Source organism: uncultured Microbacterium sp. (assembly GCF_964244775.1).
Classification (GTDB): domain Bacteria; phylum Actinomycetota; class Actinomycetes; order Actinomycetales; family Microbacteriaceae; genus Microbacterium.
The window spans coordinates 290,348-314,637 of the sequence record NZ_CAXTJR010000003.1 but is presented as its reverse complement, the minus strand read 5'-3'; the positions used below and the strand labels follow the sequence as shown (position 1 = coordinate 314,637).

26 protein-coding genes are annotated in these 24,290 nt (G+C 68.7%); 14 read left to right on the top strand and 12 right to left on the bottom strand.

The features are described from left to right. Positions 1-5: 5 nt before the first annotated feature. A complete protein-coding gene (locus ACFE6Z_RS08530; RefSeq protein WP_375385296.1) occupies positions 6-1,625 on the bottom strand; it encodes an ABC transporter permease in 1,620 nt (539 codons plus the stop codon). Next, positions 1,622-2,527 (bottom strand): ATP-binding cassette domain-containing protein, encoded by a 906-nt coding sequence (locus ACFE6Z_RS08525; protein ID WP_375385295.1) that lies wholly within the window; start codon positions 2,525-2,527, stop codon positions 1,622-1,624. The genes ACFE6Z_RS08530 and ACFE6Z_RS08525 overlap by 4 nt, the downstream gene beginning before the upstream one ends. Positions 2,528-2,811: 284 nt before the next feature. Between ACFE6Z_RS08525 and ACFE6Z_RS08520 the strand changes: the two genes are divergently transcribed. The 4 genes from ACFE6Z_RS08520 to ACFE6Z_RS08505 are packed head-to-tail and all read left to right on the top strand — an operon-like array spanning position 2,812 to position 7,184. Next, positions 2,812-3,549, top strand: a complete 738-nt coding sequence (locus tag ACFE6Z_RS08520; protein WP_375385294.1) for a GntR family transcriptional regulator — start codon at positions 2,812-2,814, stop codon at positions 3,547-3,549. Next, complete coding sequence (locus ACFE6Z_RS08515) at positions 3,546-5,087, top strand: MmgE/PrpD family protein (protein WP_375385293.1); 1,542 nt, start codon at positions 3,546-3,548, stop codon at positions 5,085-5,087. Before ACFE6Z_RS08520 ends, ACFE6Z_RS08515 begins: the two co-directional genes overlap by 4 nt. Then, positions 5,087-5,986 (top strand): methylisocitrate lyase, encoded by a 900-nt coding sequence (gene prpB / locus ACFE6Z_RS08510; RefSeq protein WP_375385292.1) that lies wholly within the window; start codon positions 5,087-5,089, stop codon positions 5,984-5,986. Before ACFE6Z_RS08515 ends, prpB begins: the two co-directional genes overlap by 1 nt. 10 nt (positions 5,987-5,996) lie before the next feature. Further along, positions 5,997-7,184 (top strand): bifunctional 2-methylcitrate synthase/citrate synthase, encoded by a 1,188-nt coding sequence (locus tag ACFE6Z_RS08505; RefSeq protein ID WP_375385291.1) that lies wholly within the window; start codon positions 5,997-5,999, stop codon positions 7,182-7,184. Positions 7,185-7,223: 39 nt separating this feature from the next. Here the strand turns inward: ACFE6Z_RS08505 and ACFE6Z_RS08500 are convergent, their stop codons facing one another. Together ACFE6Z_RS08500 and ACFE6Z_RS08495 are read right to left on the bottom strand one after the other, a co-directional pair. Continuing rightward, complete coding sequence (locus ACFE6Z_RS08500) at positions 7,224-7,649, bottom strand: TA system VapC family ribonuclease toxin (protein WP_375385290.1); 426 nt, start codon at positions 7,647-7,649, stop codon at positions 7,224-7,226. After that, complete coding sequence (locus tag ACFE6Z_RS08495) at positions 7,646-7,897, bottom strand: antitoxin (protein WP_375385289.1); 252 nt, start codon at positions 7,895-7,897, stop codon at positions 7,646-7,648. Before ACFE6Z_RS08495 ends, ACFE6Z_RS08500 begins: the two co-directional genes overlap by 4 nt. Before the next feature lie 164 nt (positions 7,898-8,061). Between ACFE6Z_RS08495 and ACFE6Z_RS08490 the strand changes: the two genes are divergently transcribed. Continuing rightward, the gene (locus ACFE6Z_RS08490; protein ID WP_375385288.1) at positions 8,062-8,394 is read left to right on the top strand and encodes a YciI family protein; all 333 of its coding nucleotides are present in this window, start codon (positions 8,062-8,064) and stop codon (positions 8,392-8,394) included. Here the strand turns inward: ACFE6Z_RS08490 and ACFE6Z_RS08485 are convergent. The 4 genes from ACFE6Z_RS08485 to ACFE6Z_RS08470 form a co-directional block, all read right to left on the bottom strand. Continuing rightward, positions 8,387-9,220, bottom strand: coding sequence for a class I SAM-dependent methyltransferase (locus ACFE6Z_RS08485; protein ID WP_375385287.1), 834 nt, complete (start codon positions 9,218-9,220; stop codon positions 8,387-8,389). The two genes, ACFE6Z_RS08490 and ACFE6Z_RS08485, sit on opposite strands and share 8 nt — an antisense overlap. Then, positions 9,217-9,993, bottom strand: coding sequence for an ABC transporter ATP-binding protein (locus tag ACFE6Z_RS08480; RefSeq protein ID WP_375385286.1), 777 nt, complete (start codon positions 9,991-9,993; stop codon positions 9,217-9,219). The genes ACFE6Z_RS08485 and ACFE6Z_RS08480 overlap by 4 nt, the downstream gene beginning before the upstream one ends. Further along, a complete protein-coding gene (locus tag ACFE6Z_RS08475) occupies positions 9,990-11,000 on the bottom strand; it encodes an ABC transporter substrate-binding protein (RefSeq protein ID WP_375385285.1) in 1,011 nt (336 codons plus the stop codon). Before ACFE6Z_RS08475 ends, ACFE6Z_RS08480 begins: the two co-directional genes overlap by 4 nt. 87 nt (positions 11,001-11,087) lie before the next feature. Next, positions 11,088-12,161 carry a FecCD family ABC transporter permease gene (locus ACFE6Z_RS08470; protein WP_375385284.1) on the bottom strand — a complete coding sequence of 358 codons (1,074 nt, stop codon included), beginning with the start codon at positions 12,159-12,161 and terminating at the stop codon, positions 11,088-11,090. A gap of 199 nt (positions 12,162-12,360) precedes the next feature. Here ACFE6Z_RS08470 and ACFE6Z_RS08465 point away from each other — a divergent pair, with 199 nt between their 5' ends. From ACFE6Z_RS08465 to ACFE6Z_RS08455, 3 genes are read left to right on the top strand one after another with little or no spacing between them, the layout of a single operon-like run. Further along, on the top strand, positions 12,361-13,530 hold the full coding sequence (locus ACFE6Z_RS08465) for an acyl-CoA dehydrogenase family protein (protein ID WP_375385283.1): 1,170 nt from the start codon (positions 12,361-12,363) through the stop codon (positions 13,528-13,530). After that, complete coding sequence (gene mmsB / locus ACFE6Z_RS08460; protein ID WP_375385282.1) at positions 13,527-14,426, top strand: 3-hydroxyisobutyrate dehydrogenase; 900 nt, start codon at positions 13,527-13,529, stop codon at positions 14,424-14,426. The genes ACFE6Z_RS08465 and mmsB overlap by 4 nt, the downstream gene beginning before the upstream one ends. A 34-nt stretch (positions 14,427-14,460) precedes the next feature. Beyond that, positions 14,461-15,237 carry an enoyl-CoA hydratase gene (locus ACFE6Z_RS08455; RefSeq protein ID WP_375385281.1) on the top strand — a complete coding sequence of 259 codons (777 nt, stop codon included), beginning with the start codon at positions 14,461-14,463 and terminating at the stop codon, positions 15,235-15,237. 5 nt (positions 15,238-15,242) lie between these two features. On the opposite strand, the gene ACFE6Z_RS08450 is transcribed toward ACFE6Z_RS08455, so the two are convergent. Further along, a complete protein-coding gene (locus ACFE6Z_RS08450; protein ID WP_375385280.1) occupies positions 15,243-15,779 on the bottom strand; it encodes a MarR family winged helix-turn-helix transcriptional regulator in 537 nt (178 codons plus the stop codon). 181 nt (positions 15,780-15,960) lie between these two features. On the opposite strand from ACFE6Z_RS08450, the gene ACFE6Z_RS08445 reads away from it, so the two are divergent. The 3 genes from ACFE6Z_RS08445 to ACFE6Z_RS08435 all read left to right on the top strand — a co-directional run bounded on the left by ACFE6Z_RS08445 (position 15,961) and on the right by ACFE6Z_RS08435 (position 19,248). After that, entirely contained in the window at positions 15,961-16,737 is a 777-nt protein-coding gene (locus ACFE6Z_RS08445) for an electron transfer flavoprotein subunit beta/FixA family protein (protein WP_375385279.1), read from the top strand. Between the two features lie 10 nt (positions 16,738-16,747). After that, a complete protein-coding gene (locus ACFE6Z_RS08440; protein ID WP_375385278.1) occupies positions 16,748-17,713 on the top strand; it encodes an electron transfer flavoprotein subunit alpha/FixB family protein in 966 nt (321 codons plus the stop codon). Positions 17,714-18,159: 446 nt separating this feature from the next. Then, positions 18,160-19,248, top strand: coding sequence for a cytochrome b/b6 domain-containing protein (locus tag ACFE6Z_RS08435; protein WP_375385277.1), 1,089 nt, complete (start codon positions 18,160-18,162; stop codon positions 19,246-19,248). 16 nt (positions 19,249-19,264) lie between these two features. Here ACFE6Z_RS08435 and ACFE6Z_RS08430 read toward each other — a convergent pair whose 3' ends face one another. Next, positions 19,265-20,077 (bottom strand): TIM barrel protein, encoded by an 813-nt coding sequence (locus ACFE6Z_RS08430; RefSeq protein WP_375385276.1) that lies wholly within the window; start codon positions 20,075-20,077, stop codon positions 19,265-19,267. Between the two features lie 98 nt (positions 20,078-20,175). Between ACFE6Z_RS08430 and ACFE6Z_RS08425 the strand changes: the two genes are divergently transcribed. Then, a complete protein-coding gene (locus ACFE6Z_RS08425) occupies positions 20,176-20,934 on the top strand; it encodes a hypothetical protein (RefSeq protein WP_375385275.1) in 759 nt (252 codons plus the stop codon). Then, positions 20,919-21,392: a nuclear transport factor 2 family protein gene (locus ACFE6Z_RS08420; protein WP_375385274.1), complete on the top strand. Its 474-nt coding sequence runs from the start codon at positions 20,919-20,921 to the stop codon at positions 21,390-21,392. Before ACFE6Z_RS08425 ends, ACFE6Z_RS08420 begins: the two co-directional genes overlap by 16 nt. On the opposite strand, the gene ACFE6Z_RS08415 is transcribed toward ACFE6Z_RS08420, so the two are convergent. Further along, positions 21,393-22,577: an NADH:flavin oxidoreductase/NADH oxidase gene (locus tag ACFE6Z_RS08415; protein WP_375385273.1), complete on the bottom strand. Its 1,185-nt coding sequence runs from the start codon at positions 22,575-22,577 to the stop codon at positions 21,393-21,395. Positions 22,578-22,683: 106 nt separating this feature from the next. Here ACFE6Z_RS08415 and ACFE6Z_RS08410 point away from each other — a divergent pair, with 106 nt between their 5' ends. Continuing rightward, a complete protein-coding gene (locus tag ACFE6Z_RS08410) occupies positions 22,684-23,121 on the top strand; it encodes a nuclear transport factor 2 family protein (protein ID WP_375385272.1) in 438 nt (145 codons plus the stop codon). Here the strand turns inward: ACFE6Z_RS08410 and ACFE6Z_RS08405 are convergent. After that, positions 23,118-24,173: an NAD(P)H-dependent flavin oxidoreductase gene (locus tag ACFE6Z_RS08405; RefSeq protein WP_375385271.1), complete on the bottom strand. Its 1,056-nt coding sequence runs from the start codon at positions 24,171-24,173 to the stop codon at positions 23,118-23,120. The genes ACFE6Z_RS08410 and ACFE6Z_RS08405 overlap by 4 nt on opposite strands. Positions 24,174-24,290 lie beyond the last annotated feature (117 nt).

The following is a 24,290-nucleotide window of genomic DNA, read 5'->3' as shown; positions in this document are numbered from 1 at the left end:
AAGGGCTACCCTGCCGGAGCCAGTTCGCGGCGACGCATGAGGGCGAGGGATGCCGCGGCCCCCGCGACGGCGATCGCCACGAGCCAGCCGAGACCACGCAGGTCGATGCCGCCTGCGACCACCTGAGGGGTGACCGCGATCGGGGCGATGTCGACCAGCCAGGTCGGGAAGCCGAAGAGCGGACCGAAGAGTCCGACGATCGTCGCGATCGCGACCAGCCCCCAGCCCACGGCGATCGTCGCCCGCGGCGCGAGCACGAAGACGAGGGCCGTGAGCACGAGGAAGACGGATGCGGCAACCGCCTGTCCGCCGCCGACGACAGCCACGTCCTGCATGAGCGCCCAATCGCCGCCCCGCGACGCGATTCCGAGCGCTGCGCCCGCTGCCGCAGCGGCCACCACCACGACGATGCCGATGATCCCGACGATGAGATAGTCGCCGAGCCAGCGCACCCGCCCGATCGGTGTGGACAGCAGCGGCTCGGCCGTGCCGGCCACTTCCTCCTGACGGGCGCGGCTGATGATCTGCACCGCCCAGCAGGCGGCGAGCACTCCGAGCAGGACGAAGAAGATCGACACCGTCGCTCGCGCCAGGTCGGTGCTGCCGCCCATCGCGGTGAGGATCTGGTCGACGGCCGGATTATCGGCGCTGATCGAGTCGACGACCGACGCGAGCGAGGTCGAGAGCATTCCCGTGAGGAGTCCCCCGATCGCCCATCCGACCAGAGCGCCCGCGGTCAGCCGCCACACCAGCGCGGTCGGCGAGCGGAGGGATCGCGTCGCGTCGGCGCGGCCGCGCCGTTCGGCGATGAAACTCTGATCGAGGTCGCGCACCGACTGGAGGGCCAGCGCCACCGCGACCAGCACAGCACCGGCCACCAGGCACAGCACGATCGGCCACGGGTTGTCGTCGGCGTACGGCCGGACGTTCTCACCCCACCCGAACGGCGAGAGCCACGTGAGCCACGAGCTCTCCATGCGCTGCAGATCGGCGCTCGGTGTGCCGGCGGCGTTGCCGATCCCGCTGAACAGGAACGTCACGAGAACGACCCACACCGCGAGCGAGTTCGCCCCGCGCGAGGTGCGCATGAGCTGCCCGGCCACCAGGCCCACTCCGAGGAACGTGACGCCCACCGCGCCGACGGCGAGACCCGACAGGACCGCCCCCTGCGACCCCGCGCCGGTGCCGAGCAGCGCGAGGATGGTGAGGCCGGCGAGCACGGCGTTCGCGATGAGCCCGTGCACGATCGTCGCGACGAGGGGGGTGATGCGGCCCGCCGGTGTCGCGGCCACGAGCTCCGTGCGGCCGAGCTCCTCATCCATGCGGGTGTGGCGCACCGCGAGGAAAGTGCTCATCAGCGCGGCGAGGAAGGCGAGCCAGGGGAAGATCAGGAACAGCATGAATGCACCCTGATCTGCGCCCGAGGGCAGGCCCCGGAAGAGCAGGATCACCGGGTTGGCGATGACCGTGGCCAAGAGCGCCGCGCGATCCTGCTCGGTGCCGTACGACTGCGCGACCCCGACGTAGGCGAGGTAGGCGAGCAGGGCCGTGCCGATCGTCCACAACAGCAGCTGCCGCCAGTCGCGCCGGACGCGCTGACCGAGGAGCGTACGCACTGCACTCATCGTGAGACTTCTTCGCCATAGTGCCGGAGGAACAGCTCTTCGAGCGAAGGCGGCTCGATGCGCAGCCCCTCGACGTTCCGGCGGGAAAGCTCGGGGAGCACGGAAGCCACGTTGTCGCTGTCGATCGTGAACTTGGCGCGCCCCTCCTCGACGGTGAGGTCGTGCGCGTCGGGGATGCCGGCGGCCGCCGATGCATCCGTCGCCACGAACGAGACCTCGGTGCGGGTGAGGTGCCGCAGCTCCGCCAGCGTGCCCGTCTCGACGATCTTTCCCGCGCGGATGATCGACACCCGATCACACAGCTGCTCGACCTCGGAGAGGATGTGGCTGGACAGCAGGACGGTGGCCCCGGCATCCCGCACCCGGGCGATCTCGCGACGGAACATCACCTCCATGAGCGGATCGAGCCCGCTCGTGGGCTCGTCGAGGACGTAGAGCTCGGCGGGCACGGCGAAGGCGGCGATGAGGGCGACCTTCTGGCGGTTGCCCTTCGAGTACGCGCGGCCCTTCTTGCGGGGGTCGAACTGGAACGCCTCCAGCAGCCGCTCCTTCTCGGCGCGGTAGGCGCTCTCGTGGCTCTTAGCCCCCCGAAGCCGCGCGATCAGATCGATCGCCTCGCCCCCGCTGAGGTTCGGCCATGTGCTGACATCACCCGGCACCGAGGCGATGCGCCGGTGCACGGCGACCGAGTCGTGCCATGGATCGAGATCGAAGACGGATGCCTCGCCGGCGCTCGGCCGCGCAAGCCCCAGGAGGATGCGGATCGTGGTGGACTTTCCTGCGCCGTTCGGGCCGAGGAAGCCGTGCACCTGCCCGGACTCGACCTCGAGGTCGAGTCCGTCGAGTGCGCGAGTGCGGCCGTAGCGTTTGACCAGGCCGCGGGTATGGATGACGGAGGACATGCGCGCGACGCTACGCCGATTTCACGAATTACTGAATACTCCTCACACTATTCATACGGCAGGGGGTCCGCCGCGGGTGGCTCGTTTTTCGGGGATCTGCGGTTCGTCGGACCGACTCGCGCGCGATCTTCTCCGAAGGTGTGCAGATCGCCGAGGATGCTGCACCCGGCGCCGGCGGCAGGTTTCACCGACTCGAGAGCGTGTATACGCTCAGGCACTGATCGGCACTCCGACTCGCACAAATTCGCTTTTGTGTATACATTAGAGCGGAGCGAGGAGGCCACATGCGAGCGAGTGACCGTGCCTACGCGACCCTCCTCGACGAGATCCAGTCCGGTGACCTCGCCCCAGGAGCCGTGCTCGGCGAGGTGGAGCAGGCCTCGCGACTCGGGGTGAGCCGCACGCCGTTGCGCGAAGCGCTCGGGCGTCTGGCCTCCGACGGATTGGTCGCGCAGCAGTCGGCGCGGGTCACCGTGGTCACGGACGTCGACGCGGGCGACATCCGCGAGCTGTTCGAGGTGCGCCGAGCGCTCGAAGAGACGGCCGCACGGCTCGCCGCAGAGCGAGGGGATGCCGCGACCTTCGCCGCCCTCGCGACAGCGTTCGCGCACGCCCGCCTCGATGGCCGAGCCGGACTCGACGCCTATTACGCGCTCATCGCTCGCTTCGACGCCGAGCTGGACGCCGCCGTCGCCAACGACTACCTCACCTCGGCGCTCCGCAGCATCCGCACCCACCTCGTGCGGGTGCGCAGGCTCGCGCGCCACAACCCCGACCGGCTGGCGGCCTCCGTCGCCGAGCACGGGCTGATCGCCCGGGCGATCGCTCAGCGCGATGCTGACCTGGCCGCGCACGCCACGCATGTGCATCTGCACAACGCGCTGGCGAGCATCCTGTCTTCCGTCGACGCTTCGACAGGCTCAGCGACCGACAGAGGCTCAGCGACGGACACAGGCTCAGCGACCCACACAGGCTCAGCGACCGAGATCTCGACACGCTCGATCATCGAAGGAGAATCATGACCGTCTCACACCACGTCCGCGTCTACCGCAGCGACGAACCCCTCGCCCGAGAAGATCAGCTCGCGTACAAGATCGCCCAGGTCGCCGCAGACCCGGTCGAAGTCGAGCACGCCGTCGTGGAGATGATCGTCAACCGGGTGATCGACAATGCGGCGGTGGCCGCAGCATCCCTCACCCGCACGCCCGTGAGTGCAGCACGGCAGCAGGCGCTGGATCACGCGGTGTCGATCAGCGGAAAGGGCGCGACGGTCTTCGGCTGCGCGATCGAGCGGCACACCAGCCCCGAGTGGGCGGCGTGGGCGAACGGCGTGGCCGTGCGTGAACTCGACTACCACGACACCTTCCTCGCGGCCGAGTACTCGCATCCGGGCGACAACATCCCGCCGATCGTCGCGGTCGCCCAGCACGTCGGCGCCGACGGCGCGGCGCTCGTGCGCGGCCTTGCGACCGGGTACGAGATCCAGATCGATCTGGTGCGCGCCATCAGCCTGCACACGCACAAGATCGACCACGTCGCCCACCTCGGCCCGTCGGCCGCCGCCGGCATCGGCACGCTCCTGGGCCTCGACGCCGACACGATCTACCAGGCCGTCGGCCAGGCCCTGCACACCACGACCGCCACTCGGCAGTCGCGCAAGGGCGAGATCTCGTCGTGGAAGGCGCACGCCCCGGCCTTCGCGGGCAAGATGGCGGTCGAGGCCGTCGACCGCGCGATGCGCGGCGAGACGAGCCCCTCGCCGATCTACGAGGGCGAAGACGGCGTGATCGCCTGGATGCTGGACGGCAAGGACGCCTCGTACGACGTGCCCCTGCCGGCACCGGGCGAGGCCAAGCGCGCGATCCTCGACTCGTACACGAAAGAGCATTCGGCCGAGTACCAGGCCCAGGCCTGGATCGACCTGGCCCGCAAACTCGGTTCCGAGAATCCCGAGCTGCGCGAGGGGCTCGGCGCCGACGCCCAGCAGGTCGAGTCGATCGTCCTGCACACGAGCCACCACACGCACTATGTGATCGGCTCGGGCGCGGGGGATCCGCAGAAGTACGACCCGACAGCATCCCGCGAGACGCTCGACCACTCGATTCCGTACATCTTCACCGTCGCGCTGCAGGACGGCACGTGGCACCACGTGGATTCGTATGCGCCCGAGCGTGCGGGGCGCGAAGACACCGTCGCCCTGTGGCAGAAGGTGACCACCGCCGAAGACGAGGAGTGGACGCGCCGGTACCACTCCGAAGACCCCCACGAGAAGGCCTTCGGCGGCCGAGTGGTCATCCGGTTCACGGACGGGAGCGAGATCATCGACGAGATCGTCGTCGCCGACGCGCACCCGCTCGGTGCGCGGCCGTTCGCGCGCGAGGACTACATCCGCAAATTCCGGACGCTCGCCGAGCCCGTGCTCACGCCGGACGAGATCGAGCGATTCCTCGAGCTCGCCCAGCGCCTGCCCGAGCTCACCGCCGAAGAGGTCGCACAGCTGACGATCGTGGCGGGGCCCGGCATCCTCGCCGCCGCCCCTGCCCCGAAGGGGCTGTTCTGATGCTGTACGCCCAGACCCCGGCGGCCGACAAGCGGCGCCTCTTGCGCGAACGGCTCGCCTCGGGTGAGCTGCTGCGCTTCCCCGGCGCGTTCAACCCGCTGAGCGCACGGCTCATCACGCAGAAGGGCTTCGACGGCGTCTACATCTCGGGTGCCGTGCTCAGCGCCGACCTGGGCCTCCCCGACATCGGCCTGACCACCCTCACCGAGGTCGCCGGCCGCGGTCAGCAGATCGCCCGGATGACCGAGCTGCCGGCGATCATCGACGCCGACACCGGCTTCGGCGAGCCGATGAACGTCGCCCGCACGATCCAGACCCTCGAAGATGCGGGGCTGGCCGGCACCCACATCGAGGACCAGATCAACCCCAAGCGCTGCGGGCACCTCGACGGAAAGGCCGTGGTCGACCAGAACACGGCGATCAAGCGCATCCGCGCCGCCGTAGATGCGCGGCGCGACCCCAACTTCCTCATCATGGCGCGGACCGACATCCGGGCGGTCGATGGGCTGGATGCCGCGATCGATCGCGCGAAGGCGCTCGTGGATGCCGGAGCCGACGCGATCTTCCCCGAGGCGATGCGCGATCTGAGCGAGTTCGAGGCCATGCGCGCGGCGCTGGACGTGCCGATCCTGGCCAACATGACCGAGTTCGGCAAGAGCGATCTCTTCTCGTCCGCACAGCTCCGCGACGCGGGCGTCAACATCGTCATCTGGCCGGTCTCGCTGCTGCGGATCGCGATGGGAGCGGCGGGCCGTGCGCTGGATACGCTGAACGACGAGGGGCACCTGACCTCGAAGCTCGGCGAGATGCAGCACCGCGCCGACCTCTACGAGCTCATCGACTACGAGGGCTACAACCACTTCGACACGAGCGTCTTCAACTTCGAGATTCAGAGATAGGAGTACGTCAATGACCGACGGAGAGATCAAGAAGGGCCTCGCGGGCGTCACGGTGGACTACACCGCCGTCAGCAAGGTCAACCCCGACACGAACTCGCTGCTCTACCGCGGGTACCCCGTCCAAGAGCTCGCGGCGACGCAGCCGTTCGAGGCCGTCGCGTACCTGCTGTGGCACGGAGAGCTTCCGGATGCTGCGCAGCTGGCCGAATTCGAGGCATCCGAGCGCTCGCAGCGGGCGCTGGATGAAGACGTCAAGATCACGATCGACCTGCTGCCGCTGGATGCGCACCCGATGGATGTCGTCCGCACCGCGGTCTCGGTGATCGGCGCGTCCGACCCCGAGGCGTACGACGACTCCCGTGAGTCTGATCTGCGCAAGAGCGCGCGGTTGTTCGCGAAGCTCCCCGCGATCGTCGCGTACGACCAGCGCCGTCGCCGCGGCCACGAGCTCGTCGACCCCCGCGACGACCTGGACTACTCGTCGAACTTCCTCTACATGACCTTCGGCCAGCTGCCGGATGAGATCGTGCGCCGAGCGTTCAACGTGTCGATGATCCTGTACGCCGAGCACTCGTTCAACGCCTCGACCTTCACCGCGCGCGTCATCACCAGCACGATGTCCGACTTGTACTCGGCCGTCGTCGGCGCGATCGGTGCGCTCAAGGGACCACTGCACGGCGGTGCGAACGAGGCCGTGATGCACATCTTCGACGAGATCGGGTCGGCCGACAACGTCGTGCCGTGGCTCGATGACGCGCTGGCGAACAAGAAGAAGATCATGGGCTTCGGCCACCGGGTCTACAAGAAGGGCGACTCGCGCGTGCCGACGATGAAGGCGGCGCTCGACACGCTCGTCGAGCACTACTCCGCCGACGGTCCCGATGCGGGCGAGTTGGAGACGCTGTACGACGCGCTCGAGTCGGAGTTCGTCGCCCGGAAGGGCATCTACCCGAACCTCGACTATCCATCGGGCCCCGCGTACCACCTCATGGGCTTCGACACCCCGACGTTCACCCCGCTGTTCGTGGCCGCGCGCGTGACCGGCTGGACGGCGCACATCATCGAGCAGGCAGCATCCAACGCCCTCATCCGGCCGCTGTCGGCCTACAACGGCGTCGACGAACGGCACATCGAGGGATACATACCGGATGCCGCATCCCTGGCCGCAGCCGAGCGGCCCGCGGAGTCGGAGGGCTGAGGTAAAGACCGGCACCGCCGCTCTCGCGAATTCGCCGCGCTACGCCGGCCGTATCCAATCCACGCCGGGAAACCGCGCGAAGTCGGTGTCGAAAGTGACCACTGTCGCGCGGTGTTGCAGTGCCAGGGCGGCCAGATGCGCGTCGTTCACAAGATTTCCGCCCGAGCCGGTGTCGCTGAGCATCTCGCGAAGTCTTCCCAGATGACCGGCGGCAGGTTCGGGCACGACCACGGTGGGCTGAGCGAGCCAGCCTTCGAGGATGTCGATCGCATCGTTCACGTCGAGCGGCTTCTCGTAGACCCGTGCGCTCGTCGTCAGGCGCAGGAAGGCGAGCGCGCAGACCCATGGCACCAGTACGGTGTCGGCACCCGACAGCGCGCTGTCGAGCCATCTGCGTGCTGCGTCATGGTGGCGTGAGTCCGCGTCGACCGCGTACAGCAGTACGTTCGCGTCGACGAGTCTCACTTGCCGAGCTCACGTTTGTGCACGAGGGCTTCATCCTCGAGATCGGCTGCCGCTGCGAGTGCCTTGTCGAGCGGGACTCGCGCACGCCCGAGATGGCGGACGGGAGTCTGAAAAGGCGCGGACACTTCGGGAGAGAGTCCACTGATGATCGCAGCGTTGACGGCATCTTTGAACGACAGCCCCCGCTCGCGCATGACGCGGCGAACCAGGGCGTCGGCCTCCGGCGCCAGAGTGATGGTCGTACGCATTCCTGCATCGTAGCATCACCTATTGTGATGCGTTGATGCGCAGACGGAGCGCGAGGGCGACGACGGTTTCGACACTTCTCGGGAGAAGTGTCGATCCGCGTCGCGCCCGTGCGACGCCCTCAGTGAGCCGAGCGATTCGCGCCCGGACCTGAAAGGATCACGCCATGAAGTACATGATGTTCGTCGTCACCTCGCTCGAGCCGGATGCCGAGCTCGACGAGTCCGATGTCGACCTGTGGGTCGATCCGCTCGATGCGTCCGGCAAGCGCGTCATCGGCGAGGCGCTGGAGCCGGCCTCCGCCTCCACCGTCGTCAAGGTGCGCGGAGGAAAGGTGCTCACCACCCGCGGGCCGTTCGCCGAGACGAGCGAGGTGATCGTGGGCTTCGACATCCTCGAGGTCGAGAACCTCTACGAGGCGATCGCGATCGCGTCGCGGCATCCGATGGCCCGCAACGGGCAACTGGAGCTGCGCCCCTTCATGGTCTGGGCTACGTGAGCGCCGGCGAGCCGGTGATGCCGTACAGGACGTAATCGTCGAGGTACTGCCAGACCGTGCCCGTTTCGACGAACCCGGCACTGCGCAGCGCTTCGAGGTGAAAGCCGAGCGTCACCTTCGGCGGCGCCTGGTGCAGGTCGGCCCCCCACACGGCGTCGCGGCGGGCGAGAGCATCCGCGTAGCGACCGGAGTCGGCGACGGCCTGCCACCACTCGTCCCACGTGTCGACGCCACCGGCGAACGTCTCTCGCTGCATGGCGTCATCGTCCTCGCGCGCGATCCGCGCCAACACGCTCTCCTGGCGCTCGCTATAGGCGAGGTGGTCGCCGTTGAGCAGGATGCCGCCCGGGCGGAGCACATCCGGCAGGACGCGGTACACATCGACCAGCGTCGCGGGCTGCAGCCAGTGCAACGCCGTCGACGAGACGACGGCATCGAACGGCACGCCGGCGATCAGCGGATGGCGGGCCCAGTCGTTGTGGGCGAGGTCGACCTCGGCGGTCTGCAATCGAGCATCGGCCGACCCCAGGTCAGCGGCGATCGCGAGCAGCGCGGGATCCTTGTCGGCCACCACCGCCCGGGCGTGCGGAAGGTGCGACAGAACCTCGATGGCAAGCGATCCGGTGCCGCCGGCGAGGTCGAGGATGCGGGGCTCGGGGGTGCCGGCCGCGATCGTGGTCACCACTCGGGCGATCGTGTCGAAGCGGTCGGCACGGTGGCGGATGTAGCCGGTCTGCTGTGCGTCCCACCGGGTGGCGAGTGAGCGAGCATCCTCGTGGGTAGAGGCGTGGATGGCAGAGGTGTGGATGGTGGTGGTGTCGGTCATCGGTGATTCCTTTCAGAGGGGAGGGAGAACGAGAAGTGCGCGTAACCATCGGGGTCGGAGAGCACGTGGGTCGATACGTCGTACAGGGGATCGAGCAGTTCGGGGCGCAGCAGCCGCTCGGGTGATCCGGCGCCGACCACCTTGCCGGCGCCGAGCACGACGACCTGATCGCAGACGCGCGCGGCGAGGGCGAGGTCGTGCAGCACGATGACGACCGTCGGGGCGAGCAGCCCGAGCAGCCCGATGACCTCGAGCCGATGCCGGATGTCGAGGTGGTTCGTGGGTTCGTCCAGCAGCACGTGATCAGCGCCCTGCGCCAACGCGCGGGCGAGGGCGACGCGCTGCAGTTCGCCACCCGACAGCGTCGCCATCCGATCACCTGCGCGGGCGGTCAAGCCCACGGCACCCAGAGACACCGCCACCGTGGCATCGAACGCCGCACCGCCCGACCGCAGCACGCCGAGATCGGCGAGACCGCCCAAGGCGACTTCGTCAGCGACCCGCAGAGTGGGGTCGGGGTTCGCGCGCTGGCCGACTTCGGCGACTCGCCGGGCGATCCACCGGCGCGACCGTGTGCGGATGTCGTGATCATCGATCGTGATCCGGCCCGACGCGATCGGAATCGCCCGCACGAGCGCGCGCAGCAGCGTGGTCTTGCCGCTGCCGTTCGGCCCGACGATGCCGGTGACCGAGCCGGTGGGCGCCACCATCGACACGTCGTCGAGCAGCACGCGCCCGCCGGCGACGACCGTGACGCCCTCCGCTCGGATCACGCCAGCGCCGCCAACAGGGCGCTCAACTGAGCCGGCCCCTGGATCGAGAGCATGCTGGGCGGGTCGGTGTACGCGAACTTGAGCGCAACGACACGATGATCCTTCACCGCGCTGAGCGCCGAGACGCCCGGTGCGCTGAGGAAGGCGTCGATGGTGTCCTGCGGGTCGCCGCTGCCGTACAGCAGCACGATGGTGTGTGGATCGCGGGAGATGATGTCTTCGATGTTGGCGTCGAAGACCCGCTCGTCCGAGTCGGCGTACACGTTCGTCAGGCCGGCGGCGGCGAAGACAGGCGTCACCATGCTCGGGGCACCGTAGGGCGAGAGCACGCTGCCGCCCGAAGAGACGTACAGGGCCGCGGCGGTGCCGGCATCCGGTGCGGGGTCGCTGACGCTGTTCGTCGCCGAAGCGATCTCGTCGTCGGCCCGCTGGCTCTCACCGAGCAGAGCGCCGAGCGTGCGCACTTCGTCCCACACCCGGTCGAAGGTGGCTTTCTCGCGCAACTCCGGTCCGGGGTCGGTGCAGTAGGCGCTGGGGCTGTACACGGCGATCCCGCTCGCCGCCAGCGCCGCCCTGTCGACGGCGTTCTCCGGCGCGATCACAAGGTCGGGATCGGCTGCGAGGATGCTCTCCCGCGACACGATCGACCCGCCGGTCGAGTTGGTCTCGGTGGAGAGCAGCCCGAGCGAGTCGAGGGTGTCATAGGTCGCGTCGTCGTACAGCCCCGGCTGGGGGGTCACGGTCAGGGCGACCACGCGGTCGACGGCGCCGAGCACCTCGACGTTCGCCAGGGCGTCGTTGTTCACCATCACGATTCGCTGCGCCGGTTTGTCGAGCGTGACCTCGGTTGCGCAGTTCGTGACGGTGATCGGGGATGCTGCGGACGAGGCGCCGGCGGCGCCTGCGCTCGCAGCGGTCGGGGTGGCTGAGCAGGCGCTCAGGTAGAAGACGGTAACGGCGGCGGCCGTCACCGCCAGCGAGATGCGGAAGGGGCGTCGGGTGGTCATCGATGTCTCTCTGAGTAGTCGGAGCGGGTGTTGGCTCGGGGGCGGGGGCGGGGGCGGGGGCGGGGGACTGGTCGGGTGGGCGGAGGGTCAGCCCGCGTCAGGAGCGGTGCGGCGCAGCAGGACGAGCAGGAACGGTGCGCCGACGATGCCGGTGATGACACCGACCGGAATCTCCTGGGGAGCGAACGCCGTGCGGGCGATCGTGTCGGCGACGATGAGCAGGATGGCGCCGAGGAGCGCCGCCACCGGAAGCACGAGTCGATGGCGGCCGCCGACCAGGCGCCGGGCGAGGTGGGGCACGACCAGACCGATGAACCCGACGCCGCCGACCGCCGCGACGGTCACGCCGACCATGGCGGAGACCCCGATCATCACGCCGACGCGGGTGCGCTCGGGGTCGATGCCCGCGGATCTGGCGGAGTCGTCTCCAGACGAGAGCGCGTCCGTCACCGGTGCGAAGGCGATCAGGGCGCCGATGCCCGCGACGCCGGTGAGCGCCGCGGCGAGAAGCGAAATCGGCTGCACCGCGGCGAGCGATCCGAGTAGCCAGAACAGCACCGAGCGGGCCGCTTCGGGCGAATCGCTCGAGAACACCAGAAAGCTCGTCGCCGCATTCAGCGTGTAGCCGACGGCGAGACCGGCGAGGATGAGGCGAAGCGGACCCCGCCGGTTCGACGCACCCGCCAGCAGCAGGACCAGCAGCACCGCGCCGATCGCGCCGGCGAGAGCCGCACCGGTGAACAGCAGCGCGCTGCCTCCGCCCATCACCAGCACCACGAGGGCGACCCCGGTGGAGGCTCCGGAGTTCAACCCGAGCAGGTACGGGTCGGCCAGGCTGTTGCGCGCGAGCGCCTGCAGCATGGCGCCGGCCGTCGCGAGCACCGCTCCGGCCACGAGTGCCATCGCCACCCGCGGAGCGCGGGTGTTCCACACGATCTGGTCGACCGAGTCCGACCAGTCGCCGCGTCCCAGCGAGAACAGCCGGTCACCGAGCACGGCCGCGACAGTGCGCGGATCGATCCGCACCGGTCCGATGGCCAGCGCGATGACTCCCACGAGCAGGAGAGTCACTCCGAGCGCCACGACGGTCAGCGCGCCTGACCGGCGTTGTCGTCGGATGGCGTCGACGACGTCGTCGGTGGTATCGGTGCCCGCGAACATCCCCCATCCCTCCTATTGAGAATCATTCTCAATACACGTTAAGGCATGGTGGGAGGCGGAATGTACATGGAAGTCATAGCAAGTACTCGGTATGCAAGCTAAACTGACCATGATGCGTACAGTGATGGACGCAAATGTGCCACTGTGATCGGCATGACCAGCGGGCCGAGAGCGAAAAAGAGAAATAAGGGGGAGTTCGATGACCGCGGTATTGCCGAATCTGGTCTCCGACGACGAGCGTGCGGCGATGCTCGATGCCGCGCGGGAGTTCGCCGCGACCCACCTCGCGCCACATGCGCTCGAGTGGGATGCCGAGAAGCACTTCCCTCTCGACGTCCTCGCTCGAGCGGGTGAATTGGGATTGGGCGGACTCTACGTGCGTGAGGATGTCGGCGGCTGCGGTCTCGCCCGACGTGACGCGGTCGCGATCGTCGAAGAGCTCGCGAAGGGCGATCCGTCGATCGCCGCCTACGTCACGATCCACAACATGGTGGCGTGGATGATCGACACCTACGGCACCGACTCCCAGCGCCACGACCTCCTGCCCGCGCTCACGGCGATGACCGATCTGGGCAGCTACTGTCTGACCGAGCCGGGGGCGGGATCGGATGCCGCGGCGATCACCACGACGGCGATCGCCGATGGCGGCGATTACGTACTGACCGGAGTCAAGCAGTTCATTTCTGGTGCGGGGGCGTCAGCGATCTACATCGTGATGGCGCGCACAGACCCGAGCCCGGGATCGGCGGCGCGCGGGATCACCGCGTTCCTCGTGCCGGCCGGCACACCGGGCCTGTCGTTCGGAACGAACGAGAAGAAGATGGGCTGGAACGCGCAGCCCACCCGGCAGGTGATCCTCGACGAGGTGCGGGTGCCGGCATCCGCCATGCTCGGAAACCTCGGGCAAGGCTTCAAGATCGCGATGTCGGCCCTCAACGGCGGTCGTGTCAACATCGCGGCCTGCTCGCTCGGTGGAGCGCAGTGGGCGCTCGATTGCGCCGTCCAGTACGTGCACGAGCGCTTCACGTTCGGCGAGCCGCTCGCCGAGAAGCAGTCCGTCGTGTTCACCCTCGCCGACATGGCGACCGAGCTGCAGGCGGCGCGTGCACTGGTGCGCGACGCCGCGATCGCGATCGACGAACTTCACGAAGACGTTGCGATGCAGTGCGCGATGGCAAAGCGCTTCGCCACCGACACGGGGTTCCGGGTCGCGAACGACGCGTTGCAGCTGCACGGCGGCTACGGCTATCTGCACGACTACGGCATCGAGAAGGTCGTGCGCGACCTGCGGGTGCACCAGATCCTCGAGGGCACGAACGAGATCATGCGCGTCATCATCGGGCGCGAGCTGATGGGGGGCGTGCGATGAGAATCGCTTTCCTCGGCCTCGGCCACATGGGACTGCCGATGGCCCGCAACCTCGCCGGAGCGGGCTTCGACGTGGTCGGCTTCGACGTCTTCCCCGCTGCGATCGACGCGGCCCGTGCGGCCGGCCTCGACGTCGCACCGAGCGGGACGGATGCTGCGACCGGCGCTGATGTCGTCATCACGATGTTCCAGACCGGCGTCCAGGTGCTCGACGCCTATCGGGGGAGCGATCAGGTTGCGGGCCTGCTCGAGGTCGCCGCATCCGATGCACTCTTCATCGACTGCTCGACCATCTCGGTCGACGACGCGCGAACCGCCCACGAGCTGGCGCAGGGCGCGGGGTTCCGCAGCCTCGACGCCCCTGTCTCGGGCGGGGTCGTCGGCGCCGAGAACGCGACGCTCGCGTTCATGGCCGGGGGCTCCGATGCCGACTTCGAGATCGCGCGCCCGATCCTCGAGGCGATCGGCGCCCGTATCGTGCACTGCGGCGGCGCGGGCCTCGGGCAAGCGGCGAAGGTGTGCAACAACATGATCCTCGCGGTTTCGCAGATCGCGGTCGCCGAGGCGTTCGTGCTGGGCGAGCGACTGGGGCTCACCCATCAGGCGCTCTTCGACGTCGCGTCCCACGCGTCGGGGCAGTGCTGGGCGCTCACGACGAATTGCCCCGTTCCCGGGCCCGTTCCCACGAGTCCGGCCAATCGCGACTACCAGCCCGGCTTCGCGGGCGCACTCATGAACAAAGACCTGGGGCTCGCCGCGCATGCGCTGGATGCCACAGGCGTCGACGCTCGGATGGGTCGGCTTGCACGCGAGATCTACCAGGAGTTCGCGGAGGGGCCCGGCGCAGGGCAGGATTTCTCCGGGATCATCCACACCGTCCGCGCATCCGGTCGTTGAGCGAGCGAATGCAGACGAACCGCCGAGGAGAGAAATGACCGAGTACGAGACGATTCTGGTCGAGACGCGTGGACGCGTGGGGTGGATCACTCTCAACCGGCCTGAGGCGCTCAACGCCCTCAACACGCAGCTCATGCACGATGTGGTCGCGGCCGCGACGGCGTTCGATACCGACCCGGCGATCGGTGCGATCGTGCTCACCGGATCAGAGCGCGCGTTCGCCGCCGGCGCCGACATCAAGGAGATGGAGTCCAAGTCCGGGCCCGAGATGGTGGAGGAGGATCACTTCGGCGGGTGGTCGCAGTTCGCCGCGATCCGCACGCCGGTGATCGCGGCCGTGGCCGGCTACGCGCTGGGCGGGGGCTGCGAGCTGGCGATGATGTGTGACATCATCATCGCGGCCGAGTCGGCGAAATTCGGGCAGCCCGAGATCAACCTCGGCGTGATCCCCGGCCTCGGTGGCACGCAGCGCCTGACCCGCGCCGTCGGCTACTACAAAGCCGCCGATATGGTGCTGACGGGACGGATGATGGGAGCCGACGAGGCCGAGCGTTCCGGCCTGGTCTCACGCGTCGTGCCGGCCGGCGAGCTCCTGGACGAGACGGCGAAGATCGCCGACACGATCGCCTCGAAGTCGCTGCCGTCGGTGTTCGCCGCCAAGGCGGCGCTGGACGCCGCCATGGAGACGACGCTCGCCGAGGGCCTTCGGTTCGAGCGGGGGGCGTTCGCCGAGCTGTTCTCCACGCATGACCAGAAGGAAGGGATGGCGGCGTTCCGTGAGAAGCGCAGCCCCGACTTCACGAACAGCTGACCCCCTCAGAGGGGCTCGGGCAGCGGCTTCGGATCCGCGAAGTCGCCGGCCGCCTTGCGCAGGCGCGCGATGATGCGTACGAGCTCGTCGGTATCGGTGGGATCCAGGCCCGGCTCGACGAACACCTCGGCGTTGAGCGAGTCGGTCGCCCGCTCCACCAGCTCCCGGCCGGCATCGGTGAGCACGAGCATCGCGGCCCGCCCGTCGTCCGGGTGCGGTTCGCGCGCGATCAGGCCGTCGCGCACGAGTCGGTCGACGGTGTTCGTGACGCTCGTCGGGTGCACCTGGAGGCGCGCGATGGCGCTGGCCATCGGCATCCGTCCCTCGCGGGTGAAGGCGAGCAGCCGCAGCATCTCGTACCGTGCGAACGAGAGCGAGAAGGGCTTCAGGGTCGCATCGATGCGACCGAGAAGCAGCTGCTGCGCGCGGATGATCGAGGTCACCGCGGTCATGCCGGTGGCGGCATCCGTCCACCCGTGCGCCAGCCACTGGCGCTTCGCCTCCGCGATCGGGTCGACGGGGAGCGGTTCACGACGTGCCATTGCTCCACCCCTCTTTGCCCCCACGCTACCGAGCGGTGATCCCGACGGCCGGACGACCCCCCGAAACTCGGGAATGTATACACAAAACCGCTCCGTGCGGGCGGAAGGCACCAACGCGGTGCTCGAATGGGTACATTGCGACACGGTTGGGTAGACTCGCCGGAGGCGTGAGGAGATGTCGATGAAGATCATCGTGCTGGTCAAGGAGGTCCCCGATACGTACGGGGATCGCAAGCTGAACCTCGAGACAGGGCTCGCGGATCGGGGCGCCGGCGACACGGTGCTCGACGAGATCGGCGAGCGGTCGCTCGAAGTCGCGCTGAGCTACGCCGACAAGAATGCCGGCACCGAGGTGGTGGTCCTCTCGATGACGCCGGAGTCTGCCGCCGCGACGGTGCGCAAGGGCCTGGCGATGGGCGCCGGCTCTGCGGTGCAGGTTGTGGACGACGCCTTGCACGGCGCCGATCTGGGTCTCACGGCCGAGGTGCTGGCAGCCGCGGTGAAGCGCACCGGGTTCGACCTGGTGATCACGGGCAACCTGTCGACGGACGGTTCTGGCGGGGTGATGCCCGCGATGATCGCGGAGCTGCTGGATGTGCCTCAGCTCACCGCGCTGTCGTCGGTGGAGATCTCCTCCGATGCCGTCTCGGGAACGCGGATCGCGGATGCGGCGACCCTGACCGTGTCTGCCCCGCTCCCCGCGGTGATCTCGGTGACCGAGGCGCTGCCGGATGCGCGGTTCCCCAACTTCAAAGGCATCATGGCGGCGAAGAAGAAGCCGTTCGAGATCGTGTCGCTCGCCGATCTCGGCATCGAGGCCGACGATCCGGCCGCGGCCCGGTCGATCATGACGGCGATCACTGAGAAGCCGCCGCGTGCGGGTGGAGTGAAGATCACCGACGAGGGGGATGCCGGCGACAAGGTCGCCGAGTTCCTCATCGCGAACAGGCTGGTGTGAGAGGCATCCGATGACTGATTTCGCAGAAGACTCGATCCTCGTCCTCGTCGAGGTGACCCCGTCGGGGGCACTCGCGAAGTCTGCAGCCGGGCTGCTGGGCGCGGCGTCGCTGGTGGGCACGCCGGTCGCGCTGGTCGTGGGCGACGACAAGCTCGGAGCGGATGCCGGGGCACTCGGCGCGGTGACCGTGCTGGTCGCCCAGCCCGGCGAGGGGCTGACGGTGCCCGTGGTGGACGCGCTGGTCGCGGCAGCCGCGCTGGTGCGGCCCGATGCGGTGCTGATCTCCAACTCGATCGAGGGCCGCGATGTCGCCGGCCGCTTCGCGGCACGCACCCGCTCGGCGCTGTGCGTGGACGCGGTGGGCATCGCGAGGGATGACCAGGGCATTCTCGCCCAGCATTCCGTGTACGGCGGCTCGTACAACGTGACCGCCGGCTCGACGTTCGGGGCGCCCGTCATCACCGTGCGGCAGGGTGCGATCGATGCGCGCGCCGAGGCGGTCACCCCGGTGGTCGAGACGCTCGAAGTCACGCCATCAGGCAAGAAGGCGGCGTCGATCGACGCGGTCGAGGAAGCGGTCGTGGCGTCGTCGCGTCCCGAGTTGCGCGGGTCGGGCAAGGTCGTCTCGGGCGGGCGTGGACTGGGCTCGAAGGAACAGTTCGTACTCGTCGAGCAGCTCGCCGACGCCCTCGGCGCCGCGGTCGGCGCATCGCGCGCAGCCGTCGATGCCGGCTACGTGCCGTACTCTGCGCAGGTCGGGCAGACCGGTGTCTCGGTGTCGCCGCAGCTGTATGTCGCTCTCGGCATATCGGGCGCGATCCAGCACAAGGCCGGCATGCAGACCGCGAAGACGATCATCGCGATCAACAAGGACGCGGATGCTCCGATCTTCGATATCGCCGACTTCGGTGTCGTCGGCGATGTGTTCACCGTGGTGCCGCAGCTGATCGCAGCCCTCGAGGCGAAGAAGGCGTAGTGGCGACGTTCGGGACGACGGTGCGACGCGGGCTGCCGCGGCGGCCTGGCGGCGAGCCCTGGCCTCTGGCCGGCGAAGCGTCAGTCGTGGAGTTGATCCCGGTCGCTGAGCTTGTCGAAGCGTCGTCGCCGGCTGTCACGACTCAGACGGCCGACCCTTCGAGAAGCTCAGGGACCGAGATGCGGTCTGTGCGCCGGGGCCTCCCGCGTACCCCCGGCGGCGAGCCTTGGCCGCCGGCATCCGCGATCGCACCTGCAGCGGCCGCTGTCGCTGAGCCTGTCGAAGCGTCGTCCCCGACCGTCACGACCCAGACGGTCGACCCTTCGGCAAGCTCAGAGACCGAGATGCGGTCTGTGCGCCGGGGCCTCCCTCGAGTCGAAGGCGGCGACCCTTGGCCGCCAGCCGGGTTCGCGCCCAAAGCCGTCGTTGCCGAGATCACTCCAATCGTGGAGAGCGCTTCGATCGCTCCGGTCGTCGAGCCGTCGCCTGCGGCGCCTACCGCGGTCGAGCATGTCCGCCCCCGCGGCCCCCGCCCGCCCCTCCCCTTTCCGCAGACCGTGTGGCCGGGGTCGGCGGCGCGTTCGCGGCCCGAGACTCTCGCAGAACCCGAGGCCACCGGCATCCGCTCCCTGGTGAAGCCTCCCCCCTGGCCGCTTGCAGTCTCGGGGATCTTCGCCGCCCTCGCGCTGCTGATCCTCGCCGCGTCGGCCGTGCTGTTCGTGCGGTGGTTTCTGAGCCTGGACTTCATGCGCGACTTCATGATCACCTATCCGGGTGAGTCGAAGCTTCCCGAAGGGGCTCCCGTCGGCATCCCGGGCTGGCTGGCCTGGCAGCACTTCTTCAATACGTTCTTCCTGGTGCTGATCATTCGCACCGGCCTTCAGGTACGGCGCGACAAGCGGCCGGGTGCGTTCTGGACGCCGCGCTGGTCGAAGAACGGCCGGGGCAAGATCAGCCTGTCGCTGTGGTTCCACCAGTCGCTCGACGTGCTCTGGCTCCTCAACGGCCTGATCTTCATCGTGCTGCTGTTCGCGACGGGGCAGTGGATGCGGGTGGTCCCGACATCCTGGGATGTCATTCCGAACGCGATCTCGGCTGCACTGCAGTACGTGTCGTTGGACTGGCCGACCGAGAACGGGTGGGTCAACTACAACAGCCTGCAGGTGCTCGCCTACTTCGTCACGATCTTCATCGCCGCGCCGCTCGCCGTGATCACCGGGGTGCGGATGTCGGGACTCTGGCCCAAGAACGCCGAGCGCCTGAACAAGGCGTACCCGATCGAATGGGCCCGCGCGATCCACTTCCCGGTGATGCTCTACTTCGTGATCTTCATCATCGTGCACGTCACCCTCGTCTTCGCGACGGGCGCCCTCCGGAACCTCAACCACATGTACGGCGGGCAGGACGCGATCAACTGGGTCGGATTCTGGATCTTCGCAGGCTCCATGGTGCTGATCGTCGCGGCGTGGATCGCGGCGCGACCGCTCGTGCTCGCTCCGATCGCCCGCCTGTCGGGCAAGGTCAGCGGGCGCTGAACGCGAGCCGTCCGCGTCAGACCCCGGCGTCGAGCAGAATCCCGCCGAGCACGTCCGCGGCGCGGATGACCGCCGCGCGATGACCCTCCGCGTCGATGCGCGGGCCGATCAGCTCGAGGTCGAAGACCCCGGCGTAACCGGCTGAGAGAGTCACGTCGATGATGTGCCGCAGGGGGATGGCGCCGTCTCCGGGGACGGCCCTGCAGGGAATGTTGCGATCGCCGTACACGTAGTCGGCCACCTGCGCGAGTGCGCCGTCGGCGGCGATGCGGCGGATCTGGTCGTCCAGGTCGGGATCGGTCCACGAGCCGAAGATGTCGATGCACACGCCCGCGTGCGCCCGCTCGGCGAGATCGATCGTGTCGCGGAGCGTATGCAGTAGGTGGGCATCCGCGTAGGCCGCGGGGGTGGGTTCGAGGACGAGCCGGATGCTGCGCTCGGCCGCGTACGCGACGCAGGGCGCGACCACCTCCAGGTAGCACCGGGCGGCGTCCGCCCACGTCATCGCGCCGCGCCCGCCCGTCGTGCCGTAGACCGAATGGCAGTCCGCCGCGTAGGCGATGTCGATCGAGCGGCGCAACTTCGTACGCTCCGATTCCCACACTGCGGCGTCGCGCACGATCGCCCCGAAGCCGAACATGACGTGGAGAACGGCCTCCAGCTCGCAGCCCGCTTCGGTCAGCCAGCCCCGCACGCGATCGGCGTCGGGGAGCATCGCGGCCGGCACCGTCGCGCGATGCGCGTTCACGGCCCGCAACTCGTCGGCCAGGGATGCGAGGTCGGTAGCCTCGGGGAAGCAGAGCGCGTTGATCGAGATGGCGGGGTGCACAGCTCGATCCTGGCGCAGACGGGTAGATTTGACAACCAAGCGCTTGTTAGCATTCGTTTGATCGACGTCGCCGCAGACTCCGATCGGGAAGGTCACGCATGTTCGCCGACCTCGCATTCTTCTCGCTGCTGAGGATCACTGATCCAGCCGGTCACCGCGCGTACAACGAGTGGCATCAGCTGGATCATCGCCCCATCAACCTCGCGCTTCCCGGCATCGCGTGGGGCGACCGATGGGCGCGGCCCGAGTCGTATGCGGCACTCTCGCGGGGGACCGGGCAGTACGCGCTCGCGGATTACCTGGCGATGTACTGGTTCCGCCCCCCTGTCGCAGAGTCGGTCGCCGCGTGGACCGCACTCGGAGAGGATTCCTTCCAGTGGGGCCGTGGCCCGCTCATTCCCGATGTCGAGCGATCGCTGCTGGCATTCTTCCGACCCGTGAAGGGTTACGCGTCGCCGCATGTGCTCGTGGATCAGGAGGCCCTGCCCTTCCGCCCCAATCGTGGCCTGCACGTGACTCTCACCCGATACCAGAGTCCGCACGGCGCGGACACCCACCGGGCGTTCGGGCACGAGGATCGCGAGCTGATCCCGGCTCTCCTGCGGGTGCACGGCGTCGCTGGTGCGTGGACTTTCGCCTTCAGCCATCCGCAGCGGCACGCGACACTGCCTTTCGACGAGACGCCCGACGCCCCGCAGGGCAGCATGCGGATCCGACTGCTCTACCTCGATGAGGACCCGCTCGCGGTGACGCCCGAGATCGCTGCGGTGGAAGAACGCGAGGGCCCGGCCGCTCCCGGCGCAGAAGTCCTCCTGTCGACGCCGCTGAAGACCATCATCCCGTGGCAGGACTGGTGACGGACGACATCGAGCGGCGCCTGCGCCGCGTGGAGGATCGACTGGCGATCGCCGACCTGATCGCGGCATACGGACCGGCCGTGGACCGCGGCGACGCCGTGGCCGTGGCGGGCTTGTGGGTCGAGGGCGGAACGTTCCGCGTGGACGGCACGACCATCCCCCAGGCGGAAATGGCCTGGATCGTGGACAACGACACGCATCGCGGGTATCTGACCGCCGGCTGTGCGCACGTGATATCGGCACCAGCCGTCGAGATCCAGGGTGACACCGCGGTTGCCGTGACGCACTCCGTCGTCCTCATCCATCGCGGCGATCAGTGGATCGCCGAGCGGGCGAGCGCGAACCGCTGGGACTTCGTGCGGACTCCGGCCGGCTGGCGGATCCGGGATCGGGTCAACCGGCTCCTCGACGGCGACGCAGAAGCCCGAGCCCTGCTCGGATCGGCCGATCCGTTCTGATCAGATTCCGAATCGGGTGAGCGGAGTCTCGCCGGCGGCTCGCAGCCGGCCGATCGTCGCCGCACGAGGCCTCAGCGCGCTGCCGAACCGCACATTCCACTCGCGGTACTCTTCGTCACCGAGCGCCACACGAGCGTGGTGCGCCCAGTTCGGATCGTCGAGCATCTGCCGGCCGACCAAGACGAGATCCGCATCACCTTGAGTGACGAGCAGGTTCGCCTGGTGAGGGTCGATCACGAGCCCGACGGTCGCCACGCGGGCATCGGTTGCCTGCCGGAGAGACCGGGAGAAGTCGGCGTGGAAAGCGAAGCCGCGGCGCACACGGGTGTCGCTCGCGCGGTCGGTGGAGATTCCTCCCGACGACGTGTCGATGAGATCGACGCCGGACTCGCCCAGCCGCGCCGCGAAGCGGAGGGTGTCGTCGAGGGTGAGGCCGCCCTCGATGCCGTCGACCGCAGAGAGCCGGTAGGCGAGGGCGATGTCGTCGGGGATGGCTCCGCGGATCGCTGTCACGACCTCGAGGGGATATCTCATCCGCGCCTCCAGCGAACCGCCGTAGGCGTCGTCGCGATGATTCGACAGGGGCGAGAAGAATGAGTGCAGCAGGTAGCCGTGCGCACCGTGCAGATCGATCACCTGGAAGCCCGCCGCGACCGCGCGGATCGCAGCATCCCGCCATTGCCCGATGGATGCGGCGATCTCAACCGTGGTGAGCTTGTGCGGCACCGCGAATCCTGTTCCGGCCGAGATCGCCGACGGTCCAACGATCGGCCAGGGTGGCAGGCCCTCGGAGGTGTCGGCCGGGGTGAGTGGCACGCCGCCGAACCACGGCTGGCGCACGGCCGCGCGTCTGCCGGCATGCGCGAGTTGGATGCCGGGGACCGCCCCGTGTGCGGACAGGAACGCGGCGATTCGGCTCAGACCCTCGACGTGCGCGTCGCTCCAGATACCGGTGTCGTGGTGCGAGATTCGCCCATGCGGCGTGATCGCCGTCGCCTCCATGATCACCAGGCCCGCGCCGCCCAGGGCGAAGCGGCCGAGATGCGCGAGATGGAAGTCGGTCGCGAAGCCATCGTGCGCGGCGTACATGCACAGCGGCGAGACGCCGATGCGATTCGGGAGGGTGATACCGCGGAGTCGCAGTGGCGTGAATAGTGGAGGATCGGCCGGGGCATCGTCGCGCACGCGTCCAGGCTACCTGCATAACCAAGCAAACGCTTGACAAAGAACGGCCGGCGCGGCATCGTTCGACACACCTCCGTGACGCCGCGGAGGCTCGAAAGGAACCGCAATGACCAGTCATGTCCGCGCCGACGATCTCGTGGCCATCCAGCTCCTGATCCAGCGATTCGCCGCCCTCACCGACATCGCCGAAGACATCGGACCGTACCTCGATATGGTCACGGAGGACGCCGTGTTCAGCTACGAGCCCGTCGCTGCGATCGGGTGGGCGGGCGCGACCTATCGCGGGCGCGACGAGATCCGCGCCGGCGTGGAGCAGCGCAGAGCCGACGGCATCCAGGGCCCGGGAACACGCACGGTGCACATCGTGTCCGACATCACGATCGACCTCGATGACGACGACTCGGCCCGCGTCTACGCGGTCTGGCAGTTCTGGGGAGTGAACGACGCCGGCCCGGCGTGCCTCTCGATCGGGCAGTACGAGAACGTCGTGCGGCGCGAAGACGGCGTCTGGCGTCTGGCGCGCCGCGCGTCGCGGGTGCTCTAGCCCGCGAGTCGGCCGAGCGTGAGCTCCGCTTCGGCCATGATGCGCTCGATCAGCTCACGGCACGACGGCAGGTCTTCGATCAAGCCGGTGACCTGACCGCTCGCCAGGCTGCCGAGCTCGATGTTGCCCTCGACCATCCCGGTCCGGATCATCATCGGAGTGTTGGCCGCCATCATCAGCTGCCCCCATGTCAACGAGCGCTGACGGCGCATCTCCAGGCCCTGCCGGATGACCGAAGGCCAGCTCGAGCCCACTTCGCGCTGCAACGCGACCGCGCTGCGCAGTGAGCGCACGAGCGCGCGCGGGCCGCGCCCCTCAGAGACGAGCTGCTGCACGACGGGCGTGCGGAGCACCCGCTGCGGGACCCCGTCGATCTGGTCGGTGACGACCGTCCCGTCGACGCCGGCCTGCAGATAGCGCTGCTTGACGTGCTCGGGCACGGTGCTGTCGGAGGTCAGCAGGAATCGGGTGCCCATCGCGATGCCTTCAGCGCCGTACGCCATCGCTGCGACGAGACCTCGACCGTCGAAGTAGCCGCCGGCCGCGATAACGGGGATGTCGACGGCGTCGACCACCTGCGGCAGGAGGAGGCTGGTCGGGACGGCCCCGGTGTGGCCGCCGCCTTCCGCACCCTGGACGAGGACGGCGTCGGCTCCCCACGCCGCGACCTTCTCGGCATGTCGACGTGCGCCGATCGAGGGGATGACGACGATGCCGGCATCCTTCAGCAGCCGGAAGACCCGCTCCTGCGGCGCGAGCGCGAACGATGCGACCGCGACGCGCTCGGCTATGAGCGTCTTCGCGCGCTCCTCGACATCGGGGGCGGAGCCCACCAGGTTCACGCCGAAAGGCAGTTCCGTCCGATCCTTGATCGCCGCGATGCCGGCCCGCATCTGCTCGTGCGAGAGCGTGCCGCTGGCGAGGATGCCGAGACCGCCGGCATTCGCGGTGGCCGAGGTCAGCTCGGGCCCCGACACCCAGCCCATTCCGGTCTGGACGATCGGGTACCGCACGCCGGTGAGCTCCGTCAGCCGCGTCTGCAGGGCGGTCATGAGACGGCTCCGACCGTGCGGGGCTCGGCGGCGTGAGACGACGCCTGCCGCGCGGAGGAACGGGGTAGTGCTCGCACCATGATCACTTCCTTGTTGTCGTAGCTGTGCGACCACCTT

Coding starts and splice junctions, on each gene's coding strand:
- ACFE6Z_RS08530 (WP_375385296.1), bottom strand. CDS start 1,625: ATGAGTGCAGTGCGTACGCTCCTCGGTCAGCGCGTCCGGCGCGACTGG.
- ACFE6Z_RS08525 (WP_375385295.1), bottom strand. CDS start 2,527: ATGTCCTCCGTCATCCATACCCGCGGCCTGGTCAAACGCTACGGCCGC.
- ACFE6Z_RS08520 (WP_375385294.1), top strand. CDS start 2,812: ATGCGAGCGAGTGACCGTGCCTACGCGACCCTCCTCGACGAGATCCAG.
- ACFE6Z_RS08515 (WP_375385293.1), top strand. CDS start 3,546: ATGACCGTCTCACACCACGTCCGCGTCTACCGCAGCGACGAACCCCTC.
- prpB (WP_375385292.1), top strand. CDS start 5,087: ATGCTGTACGCCCAGACCCCGGCGGCCGACAAGCGGCGCCTCTTGCGC.
- ACFE6Z_RS08505 (WP_375385291.1), top strand. CDS start 5,997: ATGACCGACGGAGAGATCAAGAAGGGCCTCGCGGGCGTCACGGTGGAC.
- ACFE6Z_RS08495 (WP_375385289.1), bottom strand. CDS start 7,897: ATGCGTACGACCATCACTCTGGCGCCGGAGGCCGACGCCCTGGTTCGC.
- ACFE6Z_RS08490 (WP_375385288.1), top strand. CDS start 8,062: ATGAAGTACATGATGTTCGTCGTCACCTCGCTCGAGCCGGATGCCGAG.
- ACFE6Z_RS08485 (WP_375385287.1), bottom strand. CDS start 9,220: ATGACCGACACCACCACCATCCACACCTCTGCCATCCACGCCTCTACC.
- ACFE6Z_RS08475 (WP_375385285.1), bottom strand. CDS start 11,000: ATGACCACCCGACGCCCCTTCCGCATCTCGCTGGCGGTGACGGCCGCC.
- ACFE6Z_RS08470 (WP_375385284.1), bottom strand. CDS start 12,161: ATGTTCGCGGGCACCGATACCACCGACGACGTCGTCGACGCCATCCGA.
- ACFE6Z_RS08465 (WP_375385283.1), top strand. CDS start 12,361: ATGACCGCGGTATTGCCGAATCTGGTCTCCGACGACGAGCGTGCGGCG.
- mmsB (WP_375385282.1), top strand. CDS start 13,527: ATGAGAATCGCTTTCCTCGGCCTCGGCCACATGGGACTGCCGATGGCC.
- ACFE6Z_RS08455 (WP_375385281.1), top strand. CDS start 14,461: ATGACCGAGTACGAGACGATTCTGGTCGAGACGCGTGGACGCGTGGGG.
- ACFE6Z_RS08450 (WP_375385280.1), bottom strand. CDS start 15,779: ATGGCACGTCGTGAACCGCTCCCCGTCGACCCGATCGCGGAGGCGAAG.
- ACFE6Z_RS08445 (WP_375385279.1), top strand. CDS start 15,961: ATGAAGATCATCGTGCTGGTCAAGGAGGTCCCCGATACGTACGGGGAT.
- ACFE6Z_RS08440 (WP_375385278.1), top strand. CDS start 16,748: ATGACTGATTTCGCAGAAGACTCGATCCTCGTCCTCGTCGAGGTGACC.
- ACFE6Z_RS08425 (WP_375385275.1), top strand. CDS start 20,176: ATGTTCGCCGACCTCGCATTCTTCTCGCTGCTGAGGATCACTGATCCA.
- ACFE6Z_RS08410 (WP_375385272.1), top strand. CDS start 22,684: ATGACCAGTCATGTCCGCGCCGACGATCTCGTGGCCATCCAGCTCCTG.
- ACFE6Z_RS08405 (WP_375385271.1), bottom strand. CDS start 24,173: ATGACCGCCCTGCAGACGCGGCTGACGGAGCTCACCGGCGTGCGGTAC.